The organism is Jiangella anatolica (genome assembly GCF_003236295.1).
Classification (GTDB): Bacteria; Actinomycetota; Actinomycetes; order Jiangellales; family Jiangellaceae; genus Jiangella; species Jiangella anatolica.
The window spans coordinates 27,875-42,558 of record NZ_POTW01000035.1 but is presented as its reverse complement, the minus strand read 5'-3'; the positions used below and the strand labels follow the sequence as shown (position 1 = coordinate 42,558).

The following is a 14,684-nucleotide window of genomic DNA, read 5'->3' as shown; positions in this document are numbered from 1 at the left end:
ATCGGGGTGCCTAGGCTCACTGACATGACCGCCGGCACGCTCGCGCAGCCCGACCTTCTCCCCACCGACGACGTCCACCGATTCGCCGAGTCGTTCGCCTGCCTGGCCGACCCGACCAGGGTCCGGCTGCTGCACGCGGTCGCCACCGCGCCGGCCGGGCGCACCGTCGGCGAGCTGACCGAGCGGCTGGGCATCAGCCAGTCCACCTGCTCGCACCACGTGCGCAAGCTGGCCGAGATCGGCTTCGTCCACGTCGACCGGCAGGGGCCGTTCAGCCGGGTCACCGTCAACGAGGCGTGCATCATCGGGCTGCCGCACATGGCCGACGTCGTGATGGGGGCGCTCGCGACGCGGCCGCGGCACCCCGAGGACGTGCCGGCGGAGGTGACGGTGCGGCCGCTGGCCTACGAGGACTGGCCGGCGGTGCGGCGGATCTACCAGGAGGGCCTCGACACCGGCATCGCGTCGTTCGACACGACGGTGCCGCCGAGCACCCGGCTGGCGGCGGCCTGGCTGCCGGGCCACCGCTGGGTGGCCGAGCTGGACGGGAACATCGTGGGGTGGACGGCGGTGGCGCGGGCGTCGCTGCGCGAGCAGCTGCGCGGCGTCGGCGAGACGTCGGTGTACGTGGACCGGGCGTTCCGCGGCCGCGGCATCGGCAAGGCGCTGCTGTTCCGGCAGGTGACGGCGGCCGACCGGGCCGGGCTGTGGACGCTGCAGACGTCGGTGTTCAGCGTGAACCGGGCCGGGCTGTCGCTGCACCACCAGGCCGGATACCGCACCGTCGGCGTCCGCGAGAAGCTGGCCCGGCGCGGCGGCCTCTGGCACGACTGCGTGCTGCTCGAGCGGCACGCGGGCAACGCCTTGACATGATCACCACGGCCTCCCTTCAATGGCCCGAGAGGACGCCGTCCGAAGGGGCGAGGCCATGCGCACCAGCGAGTTGCAGGTACTCCCCTGTGGCGACCACGCGATCCTGGTCGAGCTGCCCGACCTCGAGGACGTCCTCGCGCTGAACGCGGCGCTGCGCGAGCACGAGCCGGCCGGGCTGGTCGACGTCGTGCCGGCGGCACAGACGCTGCTGATCATGTTCGATCCCGAGGTCACGTCGGCGCAGCGCCTGACCGACGACCTCACCCACCTGCCGGACGAGCCGCCGGCCACCACGGAGTCGGCGCCGCTCGAAGTCGCGGTCCGCTACGACGGGCCGGACCTCGACGCCGTCGCCGCGGCGGCCGGGCTGTCCGCGGCCGAGGTCGTCGAGCGGCACACCGCCGCCACCTACACGGTCGCGTTCACCGGGTTCGCGCCCGGCTTCGCCTACCTCACCGGGCTGGACCCGCGGCTGGTACTCCCCCGCCGGGACGACCCGCGCACCCGGGTGCCGGCCGGTTCGGTCGCGATCGCCGACCGCTACTCCGGCGTCTACCCGCGCTCCGGTCCCGGCGGCTGGCACCTGCTCGGCCACACCGACGCGGTGCTGTGGGACCTGGACCGGACGCCGCCGGCGACGCTGCTGCCCGGCGCCCACGTGCGGTTCCGGGCGGAGGACGGCCGCCGGTGACCACCCCGATCGACCTCAACTGCGATCTGGGCGAGGGCTTCGGCGCCTGGTCCATGGGCGACGACGCCGCCCTGCTGGCCGTGGTGAGCAGCGCCAACGTCGCCTGCGGGTTCCACGGCGGCGACCCGACGATCATGCGCGGCGTCTGCGAGATGGCCGCCGCCCGCGGCATCACCGTCGGCGCGCACGTCGGCTACCGCGACCTCGCGGGCTTCGGCCGCCGCCCGATCGCGATGCCGGCGACACAGCTGGCCGACGACGTGCTGTACCAGCTGGCCGCGTTGGACGGGATCGCCCGCGCCGCCGGGACCCGGGTCCGCTACGTCAAGCCGCACGGCGCGCTCTACAACGCGATCGTCCGCGACGCCGAGCAGGCGGCCGCCGTCGTCGACGCCACCCGCGCCTACGATCCGGGGCTGACGATCCTCGGGCTGCCGGGCTCGGAGGTGCTGCGGATCGCCACCGTGCACGGCCTGCCGACCGCCGCCGAGGCGTTCGGCGACCGCGCCTACCACGCCGACGGGACCCTGGTGTCGCGGCGCCGGCCGGGCGCCGTCATCACCGACCCGGACGAGGTCGCCGCCCGCTGCCTGCGGCTGGTGACGGCCGGCGAGCTGCCCAGCGTCGACGGCGAGCCGGTCGCCGTCGCCGCCCGGTCGTTCTGCGTGCACGGCGACACGCCCGGCGCGGCCGGCCTGCTGCGCCGGGTCCGCGACGTGCTGACGGAGCACGGCGTGCCGATCACGCCGTTCGCATGATCGAGGTCGTCGACCCTGGCCCGCTGGCGCTGGTGGAGGATCTTGGCCGGCCGGGGCTCGCGGCGCTGGGGGTCGGCCGGTCCGGCGCCGCCGACCTCGACAGCTTCCGGCTGGCGAACCGGCTGGTCGCGAACGCGGAGCAGGCCGCGGCCGTCGAGTTCGTGCTCGGCGGGCTGGCCATCCGATTCCGCCGGACGGCGACCGTCGCGCTCACCGGCGCCCCGGCCGCCGTGTGGGCCGGTGACCGGGCGGCGGCGTTCAACGCGCCGTTCGCCGTCCGGGCCGGCGAGGTGCTGCGGGTCGGCCGGCCGGAGCGTGGGCTGCGCGGCTACCTGGCGGTGCGCGGCGGGCTGGGCGTCGCGCCGGTGCTCGGGTCGCGGTCGTGGGACTCGCTGGCCGGGATCGGCCCGCCGCCGCTGCGCGTGGGCGACCTGCTGCCGCTCGCCGGCGACGTCGAGGGCGAGCCGTCGGTCGATGTCGCACCGGTCCCGTGGCCGGAGGGCGACGTGACCCTGCGGGTGCTGCCGGGGCCGCGAGCGGACCGGTTCGCGCCGTCCGCCCTGGACGCGCTGTTCGGCGGCGACTTCGAGGTGACGGCGGACAGCGACCGGGTCGGTCTGCGGCTGGCCGGCCCGCCGCTCCCGCCGGCGCCGGGCGCGCGGGAACTGCCACCGGAGGGAATGGTGACCGGCGCGCTGCAGGTGCCGCCCAACGGCCGCCCGGTGCTGTTCCTCGCCGACCACCCGGTGACCGGCGGCTACCCGGTGATCGGCGTCGTGCTGACGGCGGACCTCCCGCGCGCCGCCCAGCTGCGCCCCGGCGACGCGGTCCGGTTCAGGCCGACTGCTCGCCCCGCTGCCGGCGTTGCTGGCGCCGCCCGCGCGGCAGCAGCGTCGGCAGCACGTTCGCCTCGACCACCTCACGGGTGACGACCACGCGGGCGACGTCGTCGCGGGACGGCACCTCGTACATGACGTGCAGCAGGACCTCTTCCAGGATCGCCCGCAACCCACGGGCGCCGGTCCCGCGCAGCAGCGCCAGGTCCGCGACCGCCTCGATCGCGTCGTCGGTGAACTCCAGCTCGACGTGGTCGATCTCGAACAGCCGCATGTACTGCTTGACCAGCGCGTTCCGCGGCTCGGACAGGATCCGGATCAACGCGTCCCGGTCCAGCGGCGACACCGTCGTGATGACCGGCAGCCGGCCGATGAACTCCGGGATCAGCCCGAACTTCAGCAGGTCGTCCGGCATCACCGTGCCGGCCGCACGTGCCGTCAGGTCGACCGGCTCGGAGGAGAAGCCGAGCCGGCGCTTCCCGGACCGGCCCTCGACGATGCCGTCCAGCCCGGCGAACGCCCCGCCCACGATGAACAGCACGTTCGTCGTGTCGATCTGGATGAACTCCTGCCCCGGATGCTTCCGCCCGCCCTGCGGCGGCACGCTGGCCGTCGTACCCTCCAGGATCTTCAGCAGCGCCTGCTGCACACCCTCACCGGAGACGTCACGGGTGATCGACGCGCTCTCGCCCTTCCGGGCGATCTTGTCGACCTCGTCGATGTAGACGATGCCGGTCTCGGCCTTCTTGACGTCGTAGTCCGCGGCCTGGATCAGCTTGAGCAGGATGTTCTCGACGTCCTCGCCGACGTAGCCGGCCTCGGTCAGCGCGGTGGCGTCGGCGATCGCGAACGGGACGTTCAGCAGCTTGGCCAGCGTCTGCGCCAGGTACGTCTTGCCGCACCCCGTCGGGCCGATCAGCAGCACGTTCGACTTGGCGACGGTGACGTCCGACGACGGCGCCTGAACCCGCTTGTAGTGGTTGTAGACGGCGACCGCCAGCGCCCGCTTCGCCGCGTCCTGCCCGACGACGTAGCGGTCCAGGAACTCGTGGATCTCGCGCGGCTTCGGCGGCTCGACCGGCCCGGCGGCGTCGTCGACGGGCTCGTCGGCCATCAGCTCGTTGCAGAGCCCGACGCACTCGTCGCAGATGCAGATGCGGGCCGGCCCCGCGATCAGCTTCTTCACCTGCTTCTGGCTCTTGCCGCAGAAGGCGCACGTCATCAACATTCGGCCCACATTTCAGATGATCAGCCCCATCTGGATGGTAGGCGCTGATGCTACGGCTCCCCCGTGCGCATCACCCGTAGCGACCCCGGCGTGTCAGGAACCGAGCGCCCGCTTCGCGTGCACGCCGAGCCCGCGCGAGGCCGCCACCCCGAACGCGTCGCCACCCTTGGCCTTGCGGTCGTCGGTGCCCCACTGGCGGTTCCGCGGCACCGGCATGAGCCGCGGCACGTGCTTGGAGCAGTGGATGTAGGCCTCCTCGACGTGCACCACCACCCACCGCTCCGGCCGCCGGCCGGGCACGTCGGCGTCGTCGGGCACCTCCGGATGCCGGACGGCGAACTCCGACGGCGGCAGCAGCGCGGCGCCGCCGTTGACGTGCAACCCGACCAGATCGCGCACGAAGTCCATGAACAACAGGCCGACGTGGCCGTTCTCCACGATGTTGCCGGCACTGGCCATGACACCGTTGCCGCGGTACTCCGGCCAGGCCAGCGTCCGCGGGTCCAGCACCCGGACGAAGCCGGGCGGGCCGGCCCGGAAGGTGACGTCGCACTCGCCGCCGCTGTCCGACGAGCCCACGAACACCATCTCCATGCGGCCGACGAACTCGCGCATGTGCCCGTTGAGGTGATCGGAGACCTGTTCGCGGTAGAAACGGTCGGCCCGCTCCCGGGTGCCGTTCGCCTCCTGAAGTGAGTGCTCGCCGGCCGATCCGGGCCGTTCATGCGCGCCATGATCCATGTGTCGACCTCCACGTCCCCCGCCCCCGGGTTGTGTCTGACGCTCCATGATCGCCCAGAGCGGGAGGAACCGACAGCGGAAAGTCACATTCCGGGCACCGTGTGGGCCGGATCACCGCCCGGGGCCGGCACCACTCGTCCGCGGGGCACCTCACTCGCTGCCCGGACACGTCGCCGGCAACGGCACCACTCCGAGGCCGCAACCGGCGTTCCCGTGGCCCTGAGGCGGGCGAGGAGTGCGTCGGCCGAGCGAGGCGTGCTCCTCCACAGGCGGTGCGTATTTCTGCGGTCATCCACAAATCGGCTTCCGGACCTCATATGCCAGTCCGGCAGCGATGACGCTGAACACGTGGCGAGACGACTGCAGCGGATCCCCGACGACATCGCCGAGCTCATCGCGCGTGAGCACGGCGTGGTGTCGGTCGCCGCCGCCCGGGCGGCAGGTGTCGACCCTCGCCGCCTGCGCCGACTGTGCACGGCCGGACTGATGGCGCCGTTGCTGCCCGGTTGCTTCACCGTCGCGGCGCAGCTCGACGACGAGTGGGAGGCGTTCCGTCTCGGCGCCCGCGCATTCGGCTGCTACTGCGGACCGTCGGCGTTCCTGACCGGCTGGTCCGCCGTCGCCATGTGGCGACTCCCGGTCGTCGGCCGGCCACCCTCACGACAGGTCGCGGTGCGCGACGTTCGCGCTGGTCACTCCGTACGGAACATGCCGTTCGGCGACCTCCGAGCCGTCGACCTCGCAGCCGGTCACGCCCGGCGCACCGACGGCGTCAACGTAGTGAGCCGTGCGTGGGCGGTGGCCGACGTCGCCCGCACCGGGCCGATCCTGCCGGCGCTCGTCGTCGCCGACGCCGCGGCGGCTGCGGGCGCCGACCTTGCCGGCGCGGTGCGGCACCTGGCGCACTGGCCCGGGGCCGGACGGGCACGGTGGGTGGCCGACCATGCCGACCCGCTGTCCGAGTCGCCGCTCGAGACCCTCGGCCGGTTCACCTGTCTGCAGTTCGGCCTGCCATTGCCCGTATCCAACGCGTGGGTCGGCGCCAACGGGCCGGAGTACCGGGTCGACGGGCTGTGGCCATTTCACGGCGTCGTGTTCGAGGCCGACGGGGCGCTGAAATACGACGATCGTCCCGATGCGTCGCAGATCGTGGCCAAGCAGGGCGAACGCGAGTGGCAGCTGCGGCGACTGGGATTGGAAGTCGTCCGGTTCGGCTGGGGCCTCGCGTGGGGCAACCGGGCCGAGTTGGCCGCGCGGTTCGCCGCCGTGCTGCAGGACAACAACCGGCGCGAAAGCTCAGTGCGCTGGTGGAAGCACGTACGCGGCGTCGGCGCGGTGGAGCCTGAGCCGGCCGACTGGCCTTCGCCGGTACGCCCGGGCACCGTACTGCCAGCAGGCTGGGACCGGTGACCGCGCCCGCCTCGCCCGACACAAGGACACCTCACCCCCATGACCTGCACAGCTCGGGCAGCCTGGCAGCACTGTACGGTCCTTCCGGGAATGAGGAGCGCGGCCAGCTGGCGACGACCACGGTCACAGAGCGGCCCGCCGCCGGACCGCTGAACACACCCGGCAGACTCGGTGGTACCGGGCCGCCGCGCCTGGAACAGTGAGACCTGACTCGCGGCGCTGCGAGCACCACACCGAAACCCGCGACGAAGGGCCGCCGATGACCTCTGCCGAGCCGATGTCTCAATGGCCCGGTGCGGCCTACCCGCTCGGCGCCACCTACGACGGGTCCGGCACCAACTTCGCGCTGTTCAGCGAGGTCGCCGACGGCGTCGAGCTGTGCCTGTTCGACGCGGACGGCACGGAGACGCGGCTGGCCTTGACCGAGGTCGACGGGTTCGTCTGGCACACGTTCCTGCCCGGCGTGGAGCCCGGCCAGCGCTACGGGTTCCGCGTCCACGGGCCGCACGACCCGAAGGCCGGCCACCGGTGCAACCCGGCGAAGCTGCTGCTGGACCCGTACGCGAAGGCGATCGACGGGACGTTCGAGTGGCACCAGGCGCTGTTCGGCTACACGTTCGGCGACCCCGACAGCCGCAACGACGACGACTCCGCGCCGTACGTCCCCAAGTCCGTCGTCATCAACCCGTTCTTCGACTGGGGCACCGACCGCCCGCCGCGGCGCGAGTACGCCGAGACCGTCATCTACGAGGCGCACGTCAAGGGCCTGACGATGACGCACCCGGACATCCCGGCGGAGATCCGCGGCACGTATGCCGCCATCGCGCATCCCGTCGTGCTGGAGCACCTGACGTCGCTCGGCGTCACCGCGCTGGAGCTGATGCCGGTGCACCACTTCGCCAACGACGCGACCCTGCAGGAGAAGGGCCTGTCGAACTACTGGGGCTATAACTCCGCCGGGTTCTTCGCGCCCGCGCACGAGTACGCGTCCGCCGCCACCCCGGGCGCGCAGGTGCAGGAGTTCAAGGCGATGGTGCGCGCGCTGCACGGGGCCGGCATCGAGGTGATCCTCGACGTCGTCTACAACCACACCGCCGAGGGCAACCACCTGGGCCCGACGGTGTCGTTCCGCGGCATCGACAACGCCGCCTACTACCGGCTGGTCGACGACGACAAGCGCTACTACCTCGACTACACCGGCACCGGGAACTCGCTGCACGCCGGCCACCCGCACACGCTGCAGCTGATCATGGACTCGCTGCGGTACTGGATCACCGAGATGCACGTCGACGGGTTCCGCTTCGATCTCGCCTCGGCGCTGGCCCGCGAGTTCTACGACGTCGACAAGCTGTCGGCGTTCTTCGAGCTGGTGCAGCAGGACCCGACGGTGAGCCAGGTGAAGCTGATCGCCGAGCCGTGGGACCTCGGCCCGGGCGGCTACCAGGTGGGCAACTTCCCGCCGCAGTGGTCGGAGTGGAACGGCAAGTACCGCGACACGGTCCGCGACTTCTGGCGCGGTCAGCCGGCCACGCTGGGCGAGTTCGCCTCCCGCATCACCGGCTCGGCCGACCTGTACGAGCCGTCCACCCGCCGCCCGGTCGCCTCGATCAACTTCGTCACCGCGCACGACGGCTTCACGCTGCGCGACCTGGTCTCGTACAACGAGAAGCACAACGAGGCCAACCTCGAGGACAACAAGGACGGCGAGAGCCACAACCGGTCGTGGAACTGCGGCGTCGAGGGCCGCACCGACGACCCGCAGGTCAACGCCGTACGGGCCCGGCAGCAGCGGAACTTCCTCGCGACGCTGCTGCTGTCGCAGGGCGTGCCGATGATCGGCCACGGCGACGAGCTGGGCCGCACCCAGGACGGCAACAACAACGCGTTCTGCCAGGACAACGAGCTGACCTGGGTGGACTGGGACGACGCCGACCACGCGCTGCGTGAGTTCACCCGGCGGGTGACGACGCTGCGGGCGGCGCACCCGGTGTTCCGGCGGCGCCGGTTCTTCGACGGCCTGCCGGTGCGCCGGTCCGGCGTCGAGGGGCTGCCCGACATCGACTGGCTGCGCCCCGACGGCAGCCCGATGACCGACGCCGACTGGGGCGCCGGGTTCGGCCGCGCGATCGCGGTGTTCCTCAACGGCAACGGGATCGCCGAGGTCGACGCGCGGGGCCGGCGCGTCGTCGACGACTCGTTCCTGCTCTGCTTCAGCGCGCACGACCAGCCGCTGGAGTTCACCCTGCCCGGCCCGGAGTTCGGCGCCGCCTGGGACATCGTCCTGGACACCGCCGACGACGACGCCGGCGACCGCGGCGGGCCACGCGCGGCCGGCGCCGTCGTCACCGTCCAGGCCCGGTCGCTGCTGGTGCTGCGGACGCCGCGGGACGCGGCGTCGTGACCGCACCCTCGTCGACCTACCGGCTGCAGCTGAGCGCGGCGTTCCCGCTGACGGCGGCCGCGGAGCTGACGCCGTACCTGCGCGAGCTCGGCGCCGGCGCGGTGTACCTGTCGCCGCTGCTGCGGGCCGCGGCGGGCTCCACGCACGGCTACGACGTCGTCGACCCGCGGGTCATGGACGAGGAGCGCGGCGGCGAGGACGGCTGGCGGACGTTCCTCGCGTCGGCCCGCGCGCACGGCCTGGCCGTCGTGGTCGACCTGGTGCCGAACCACCAGGGCGTCGCCGACCCGGCGCAGAACCCCGCCTGGCACGACCTGCTGGCGCACGGCCGGGATTCGGCGTACGCGGACTGGTTCGACGTCGACTGGGCCGCGCCCGGGCCGGACCCGGTCTACCGGCGATTCTTCTCGGTGTCGTCGCTGGCGGGCGTGCGGGTGGAGGACCCGGCCGTCGCCGCGGCGACGCACTCGCGGATCCTTCGCTGGGTGGACGAGGACGGCGTCGGCGGGCTGCGGGTGGACCACCCGGACGGGCTGGCCGACCCCGGCGGCTACCTGGCCTGGCTGCGCTCGCGCGCACCGCACGCATGGATCCTGGCGGAGAAGATCCTGGAGCCGGGCGAGACGCTGCCGGCGGACTGGCCGGTCGACGGGACGACCGGGTACGACGCTCTGGCCGAGGTGGGCCCGCTGTTCGTCGACCCGGACGCGGAGGACGCCGTCGACCGGCTGTACCGGGAGGCCACGGGCGACGAGCTGGACTGGCCGGCGCACGCGCTGGCCGGGAAGCGGGCGGTCGCGACGACGATCCTGCGGCCGGAGTTCGACCGGCTGGCCCGGCTGGCGCCATCCGTGCCGGACGCGCTCGCCGCGCTCACCGAGCTGGCCGTCTCGTTCCCGGTCTACCGCTCCTACCTGCCGTCGTCGGGGGCGGCCGACCTGGCAGTGGCGGTCGCGGCGGCGCGGGCCCGGCGGCCGGAGCTGGCGTTCGACGCTCTGCTCCCCCGGCTGACCGATCCGGCCGACGAGTTGTGCGTCCGGTTCCAGCAGACCACCGGCGCGGTCATGGCGAAGGGCGTCGAGGACACCGCTGCGTACCGGTACACCCGGTTCGTCGCGCTGAACGAGGTCGGCGGCGACCCGTCCCGGTTCGGCGTCACCCTCGACGAGTTCCACGCCGCCCAGCAGCGGCGGGCGACGGCGTCGATGACCACGCTGTCCACCCACGACACCAAGCGCGGCGAGGACGTGCGGGCCCGGCTGGCGGTGCTGGCCGAGGTCCCGGACGAGTGGGCCGCGCTGGTCCGGCTGCTGGCCGTCGAGGCGCCGATGCCGGACGCGGCGATGGCCCACCTGCTGTGGCAGACGGTGCTCGGGATCGGCCTGGACACGCCCGACCGGCTGCACGCGTACGCGACGAAGGCGATGCGCGAGGCGGCGACGTTCACCGGCTGGGCCGAGCCGGACGAGCACGCCGAGGCGGCGGTGCACGCGGCGCTGGACGCCGTCGCGACGCGGCCGGGGCCGCGGGCGGCGGTCGAGGCGCTGATCGCCCGGATCCGGCCGCACGGCTGGACCAACGCGCTCGCCCAGAAGCTCGTGCAGCTCACCATGCCCGGTGTGCCCGACGTCTACCAGGGCACCGAGGGCTGGGAGGACTCGCTGGTCGACCCGGACAACCGGCGCCCGGTCGACTTCGCCCGGCTGCGGTCGCTGCTGGCGGAGCTCCCGGGGCCGGCCGGGCCGCCGCCGGTGGACGGCGCGGCGAAGCTGTGGGTCGTCTCGCGGGCGTTGCGGCTGCGGCGGGACCGGCCCGAGCTGTTCACGGCGTACCGGCGGGTCCCGGCGCACGGGCCGGCGGCGGACCACGCGATCGCGTTCGACCGCGGCGGCGCGGTGACGGTGGCGACCCGGCTGCCGGTCCGGCTGGAGCGGCGGGGTGGGTGGGCGGACACCGTCGTGGAGCTGCCGGACGGTCTGGTCGACGTGCTCACCGGGCGGCCGTACGGCGGGCCCGCGCGGCTCGCTGACCTGCTCGATCACTATCCCGTCGCGCTGCTCGTCCCACCGGCATGACGGCGTTCGCGCTCTGGGCGCCGGCCGCGCGCCGGGTGGTGCTCCTGGCCGGCGGACGGCGGGCGACGGCGGTGGCGGCGCCGGGCGGGTGGTGGACGGCGCACGCGCCGGCGCCGCCGGGCACCGACTACGGCTGGCAGCTCGACGACTCCCCCGACGTGCTGCCGGACCCGCGCGCCGCCTGGCTGCCGCACGGCGTCGAGGGCCGCGGGCGCACCTACGACCACGGCGCGTTCGGCTGGACCGACGGCGACTGGCGCGGCCGCCCGCTGGCCGGCGCCGTCCTGTACGAGCTGCACATCGGCACGTTCTCCCCGGCCGGCACGTTCGACGGGGCGATCGAGCGGCTGGACCACCTCGTCGCGCTGGGCGTGACGCACGTCGAGGTGCTGCCGGTCAACGCCGTCGCCGGGGACTGGAACTGGGGCTACGACGGCGTCGGCTGGTACGCGGTGCACGAGCCGCTGGGCGGGCCCGACGGCTTCAAGCGGTTCGTCGACGCCTGCCACACCCGCGGCCTGGCCGTCGTCCTGGACGTCGTCTACAACCACGTCGGCCCGAGCGGCAACAACCTGCCGCGGTTCGGCCCGTACCTCACCGATGCCGGCGGCGGCACCGCCTGGGGCGACGTCGTCAACCTCGGCGAGCCGGCGGTGCGCCGGTTCATCGTCGAGAACGCGCTGATGTGGCTGCGCGACTACCACCTGGACGGGCTGCGGCTGGACGCCGTCCACGCACTGTCCGACCCGCTGGCCGGGCACGGACACCCGCACCTGCTGGCCGAGCTGTCCGCGGCGGTGGAGCGGCTGTCCGGCGAGCTGCGCCGGCCGCTGCCGCTGATCGCCGAGTCCGACCTCAACGACCCGGTCATGATCGAGCCGCGCGCGTTCGGCGGCTACGGCCTGGACGCGCAGTGGGACGACGACGTGCACCACGCCCTGCACGCACTGCTCACCGGCGAGCGGCAGGGCTACTACGCCGACTTCGGCTCGCTGACGGTGCTGGCCAAGGTGGCGCGCGACGCGTTCCTGCACGACGGCCGGTTCTCCTCGTTCCGCGGCCGCCCGCACGGCCGCCCGGTCGACCGTGCCCGCACGCCGGGCCGCCGGTTCGTCGTCTGCCTGCAGAACCACGACCAGGTCGGCAACCGGGCGGCCGGCGAGCGACTGAGCGAGCTGGCGTCGGCGGCGCGGCTGCGGATCGGCGCCGTGCTGCTGCTGTCGCTGCCGTTCACGCCGATGCTGTGGATGGGCGAGGAGTGGGCGGCGGCGACCCGCTGGCCGTACTTCACCTCGCACCCGGATCCGGTGCTGGCCGCCGCGATCGGCCCGTCGCGGCGGGAGGAGTTCCGCCGGCACGGCTGGGACACGTCGGCGATGATCGACCCGCAGGATCCGGCCGCGGTCGCGGCGGCCCGGCTGGACTGGACCGAGCCGGACCGGCCCGGGCACGCGGAGGTGCTCGATCTCTACCGCCGGATGATCGCGCTGCGGGCGGCCGAGCCGGAGCTGCGCGACGACGACCTCACCGCCGTCGCCGCCGGGTTCGACGAGGACGCCGGCTGGTTCGTGCTGCACCGCGGCGCGCTGCGGGTGGCGGTCAACCTGGCCGGCGAGCCGCAGCGGGTGCCGCTGTCGGCGCCGTTCGGCGACCTGCTGCTGGCCACCGGACCGGTGACGGCCGACGGCGACGGCGCCGAGCTGGGCGCGCAGACCGCCGCCGTCGTCAGGACCCGGCCAGGGGGTGTCTGACGGATATTGGCGGATGCGGGCGGCGTCCAGGCGTCGGTCCAGCAAGGCGCCGGAGGAGATCGATGCGGTGTCATCGGGCGACGACGGCAACGCAGCTGGTCGGCGTCTGGGCGTCGATCCGCGCCGCCGAAGATCCGTCAGCCACCCCCTAGCCACTCCCGCAGCGTGATCGCGTCGCGGACGAGCGCCACCGGGTCGTCGTCGGGGACGAACTCCAGCAGCGCGTAGCGCTGCGCGTCGCCGGCCGCCCGCAGTGCGTCCAGCACCGGCAGCCACAATGGCGCCCCGCCGACCAGCGGCAGCTTGGTGCCGTCGGCGGCCCAGTTGAAGACGTGCACCGTGACCAGGCCGGGCAGCAGCGCCGTCACCTCGCGCACCGCCTCGTCCGGGTCCAGGCCGAGCCGCGGCTGCCAGTACGGCCGCAGCCGCGGGTGTCCGGCCTCGGCATAGAGCGCGAGCGCGGACTCCAGCGTGTCGGTGAGCGTGCCGGGATGGTGCTCGACGGCGATCTCGATGCCCTCGACGGCGGCCAGCGCGGTGATCCTGCGCACGTCGTCGACGACCAGGTCGCGCCGCGCCGGGTCCAGCTCAGCCGAGCCGGCCGCGCCGGCCCAGACCCGGATCCGCGGCGCGCCCAGCGCGATCGCCGTCCGCAGCACGGCGTCGAACGCGCCCGGTTCGTCGCTGCCGGCCCGGTAGTACGAGCCGTACGCGACGATGTCGACGCCGCGGCCGGCGCAGGCCGCCGCCACCCGCTGCGCGGCGCCGAGGTCGCCGGTCGGCACGTGCACGTCGCCGCCCCACTCGACCGCGTCCAGCCCGGCCAGGTCCATGACGTCGAGGACGTCGCCGACGCCGAGCTGCCGGAACGTGACCGAGACCAGGCCGGTGCGCACGCTCATGCTCATGCCTGCAGCACCAGGTCGTCGCGGCGCACCGCGTGCTGCGGCGGCTGTCCGGCGGCGAACCGCTCCAACTCGTCCAGCGCCAGCGCGGCCAGCCGGCGGCACTCGGTGCCCAACGCGCCGGCGACGTGCGGCGTCAGCACGACGTTGGGCAGCCGGTACAACGGCGAGTCCGGCGGCAGCGGCTCGGGCTCGGTGACGTCGAGGACGGCCGACAGCCGGCCGCGCTCGCACTCGGCGGTCAGCGCGGCGTGGTCGACCAGCGCTCCGCGCGCCGTGTTGATCAGCGTGGCGCCGTCGCTCATCAGCGCACATCGACGCGCGTCGATGAGGTGGCGGGTCTCCGGCAGCGACGGCGCGTGCAGCGTGACGACGTCGGCGCGGGCCAGCAGGTCGTCCAGCTCGACGAGGTCCGCTCCGGCGGCCGCGACCGCCACCGGATCGGCGTACGGGTCGGCCACCAGCACCGTCAGGTCGAACGGCCGGAGCAGTTCGGCCACCCGGCGGCCAATCCTGGAGAAGCCGACCACGCCGATCACCCGCCGGTAGTTCGACGCCGCGCCGACCTCGTCGCGCCAGCTCCAGTCGCCGGGGCGCGCACGGAGGCCGGCGGCGAACTGCGGCACCCGCTTCCCGGCCGACAGGATCGCGGCCAGCGTGTACTCCGCGACCGGGACGGCGTTCGCCGCGGCCGCCGTCGTCACCGTCAGGCCACGGTCCCAGCAGGCGTCGGTGACGTGGTGCTTCACGCTGCCGGCGGCGTGCAGGACGGCCCGCAGCCGCGGCGCGCCGGCGAGCACGTCCTCGTCCAGCGGCGGAGACCCCCACGACGTCAGCAGCACGTCCGCGCGCGCGAGCGCCGCCCGCACCTCCGGCGGCCGGAACGTCGCGACCGGGCCCGGCAGCACCAGGTCGGCGAGCCCGTCCAGCCGCGCGCGCAGCTCGTCGTCGAACAGATCCCGATACGCGGCATCTGACATGACCAGCATGGCGCTGACCCGCTCGTGCGGCATCG

Annotated in this window: 12 protein-coding genes; 8 read left to right on the top strand and 4 right to left on the bottom strand. The window is 74.0% G+C overall.

What is annotated here, in order from left to right; translation table 11 throughout:
* Window positions 1–24 precede the first annotated feature (24 nt).
* The 4 genes from C1I92_RS15985 to C1I92_RS15970 are packed head-to-tail and all read left to right on the top strand — an operon-like array spanning window position 25 to window position 3,251.
* Window positions 25–873, top strand: a complete 849-nt coding sequence (locus tag C1I92_RS15985; RefSeq protein WP_111255645.1) for a helix-turn-helix domain-containing GNAT family N-acetyltransferase — start codon at window positions 25–27, stop codon at window positions 871–873.
* A 55-nt stretch (window positions 874–928) separates the two neighbouring features.
* A complete protein-coding gene (locus tag C1I92_RS15980; RefSeq protein ID WP_199521281.1) occupies window positions 929–1,564 on the top strand; it encodes a 5-oxoprolinase subunit B family protein in 636 nt (211 codons plus the stop codon).
* Window positions 1,561–2,322 carry a LamB/YcsF family protein gene (locus C1I92_RS15975; RefSeq protein ID WP_111255644.1) on the top strand — a complete coding sequence of 254 codons (762 nt, stop codon included), beginning with the start codon at window positions 1,561–1,563 and terminating at the stop codon, window positions 2,320–2,322. Before C1I92_RS15980 ends, C1I92_RS15975 begins: the two co-directional genes overlap by 4 nt.
* Complete coding sequence (locus tag C1I92_RS15970) at window positions 2,319–3,251, top strand: 5-oxoprolinase subunit C family protein (protein ID WP_111255643.1); 933 nt, start codon at window positions 2,319–2,321, stop codon at window positions 3,249–3,251. Before C1I92_RS15975 ends, C1I92_RS15970 begins: the two co-directional genes overlap by 4 nt.
* Here C1I92_RS15970 and clpX read toward each other — a convergent pair.
* Entirely contained in the window at window positions 3,157–4,386 is a 1,230-nt protein-coding gene (gene clpX / locus C1I92_RS15965; RefSeq protein WP_111255642.1) for an ATP-dependent Clp protease ATP-binding subunit ClpX, read from the bottom strand. The genes C1I92_RS15970 and clpX overlap by 95 nt on opposite strands.
* A gap of 93 nt (window positions 4,387–4,479) precedes the next feature.
* Window positions 4,480–5,127: a pyridoxamine 5'-phosphate oxidase family protein gene (locus tag C1I92_RS15960; RefSeq protein ID WP_199521280.1), complete on the bottom strand. Its 648-nt coding sequence runs from the start codon at window positions 5,125–5,127 to the stop codon at window positions 4,480–4,482.
* A 348-nt stretch (window positions 5,128–5,475) separates the two neighbouring features.
* Between C1I92_RS15960 and C1I92_RS15955 the strand changes: the two genes are divergently transcribed.
* The 4 genes from C1I92_RS15955 (at window position 5,476) to treZ (ending at window position 12,764) form a co-directional block, all read left to right on the top strand.
* Window positions 5,476–6,537, top strand: coding sequence for a type IV toxin-antitoxin system AbiEi family antitoxin domain-containing protein (locus tag C1I92_RS15955; RefSeq protein ID WP_158564151.1), 1,062 nt, complete (start codon window positions 5,476–5,478; stop codon window positions 6,535–6,537).
* Between the two features lie 259 nt (window positions 6,538–6,796).
* Complete coding sequence (glgX, locus tag C1I92_RS15950) at window positions 6,797–8,938, top strand: glycogen debranching protein GlgX (protein WP_111255640.1); 2,142 nt, start codon at window positions 6,797–6,799, stop codon at window positions 8,936–8,938.
* Window positions 8,935–11,013, top strand: a complete 2,079-nt coding sequence (treY, locus tag C1I92_RS15945) for a malto-oligosyltrehalose synthase (RefSeq protein ID WP_111255639.1) — start codon at window positions 8,935–8,937, stop codon at window positions 11,011–11,013. Before glgX ends, treY begins: the two co-directional genes overlap by 4 nt.
* Entirely contained in the window at window positions 11,010–12,764 is a 1,755-nt protein-coding gene (treZ, locus tag C1I92_RS15940; protein WP_111255638.1) for a malto-oligosyltrehalose trehalohydrolase, read from the top strand. Before treY ends, treZ begins: the two co-directional genes overlap by 4 nt.
* A 137-nt stretch (window positions 12,765–12,901) precedes the next feature.
* Here the strand turns inward: treZ and C1I92_RS15935 are convergent, their stop codons facing one another.
* Window positions 12,902–13,666 carry a sugar phosphate isomerase/epimerase family protein gene (locus C1I92_RS15935; RefSeq protein ID WP_111255637.1) on the bottom strand — a complete coding sequence of 255 codons (765 nt, stop codon included), beginning with the start codon at window positions 13,664–13,666 and terminating at the stop codon, window positions 12,902–12,904.
* A 2-nt stretch (window positions 13,667–13,668) separates the two neighbouring features.
* Entirely contained in the window at window positions 13,669–14,682 is a 1,014-nt protein-coding gene (locus tag C1I92_RS15930) for a hydroxyacid dehydrogenase (protein ID WP_199521278.1), read from the bottom strand.
* Between the last annotated feature and the right edge of the window lie 2 nt (window positions 14,683–14,684).

What these genes read in the sequence shown, in the direction of transcription:
- clpX (WP_111255642.1), bottom strand. Translation starts at nt 4,386, where the DNA reads ATGTTGATGACGTGCGCCTTCTGCGGCAAGAGCCAGAAGCAGGTGAAG.
- C1I92_RS15980 (WP_199521281.1), top strand. Translation starts at nt 929, where the DNA reads ATGCGCACCAGCGAGTTGCAGGTACTCCCCTGTGGCGACCACGCGATC.
- glgX (WP_111255640.1), top strand. Translation starts at nt 6,797, where the DNA reads ATGACCTCTGCCGAGCCGATGTCTCAATGGCCCGGTGCGGCCTACCCG.
- C1I92_RS15960 (WP_199521280.1), bottom strand. Translation starts at nt 5,127, where the DNA reads ATGGATCATGGCGCGCATGAACGGCCCGGATCGGCCGGCGAGCACTCA.
- treZ (WP_111255638.1), top strand. Translation starts at nt 11,010, where the DNA reads ATGACGGCGTTCGCGCTCTGGGCGCCGGCCGCGCGCCGGGTGGTGCTC.
- C1I92_RS15970 (WP_111255643.1), top strand. Translation starts at nt 2,319, where the DNA reads ATGATCGAGGTCGTCGACCCTGGCCCGCTGGCGCTGGTGGAGGATCTT.
- C1I92_RS15985 (WP_111255645.1), top strand. Translation starts at nt 25, where the DNA reads ATGACCGCCGGCACGCTCGCGCAGCCCGACCTTCTCCCCACCGACGAC.
- C1I92_RS15930 (WP_199521278.1), bottom strand. Translation starts at nt 14,682, where the DNA reads ATGCCGCACGAGCGGGTCAGCGCCATGCTGGTCATGTCAGATGCCGCG.
- C1I92_RS15935 (WP_111255637.1), bottom strand. Translation starts at nt 13,666, where the DNA reads ATGAGCGTGCGCACCGGCCTGGTCTCGGTCACGTTCCGGCAGCTCGGC.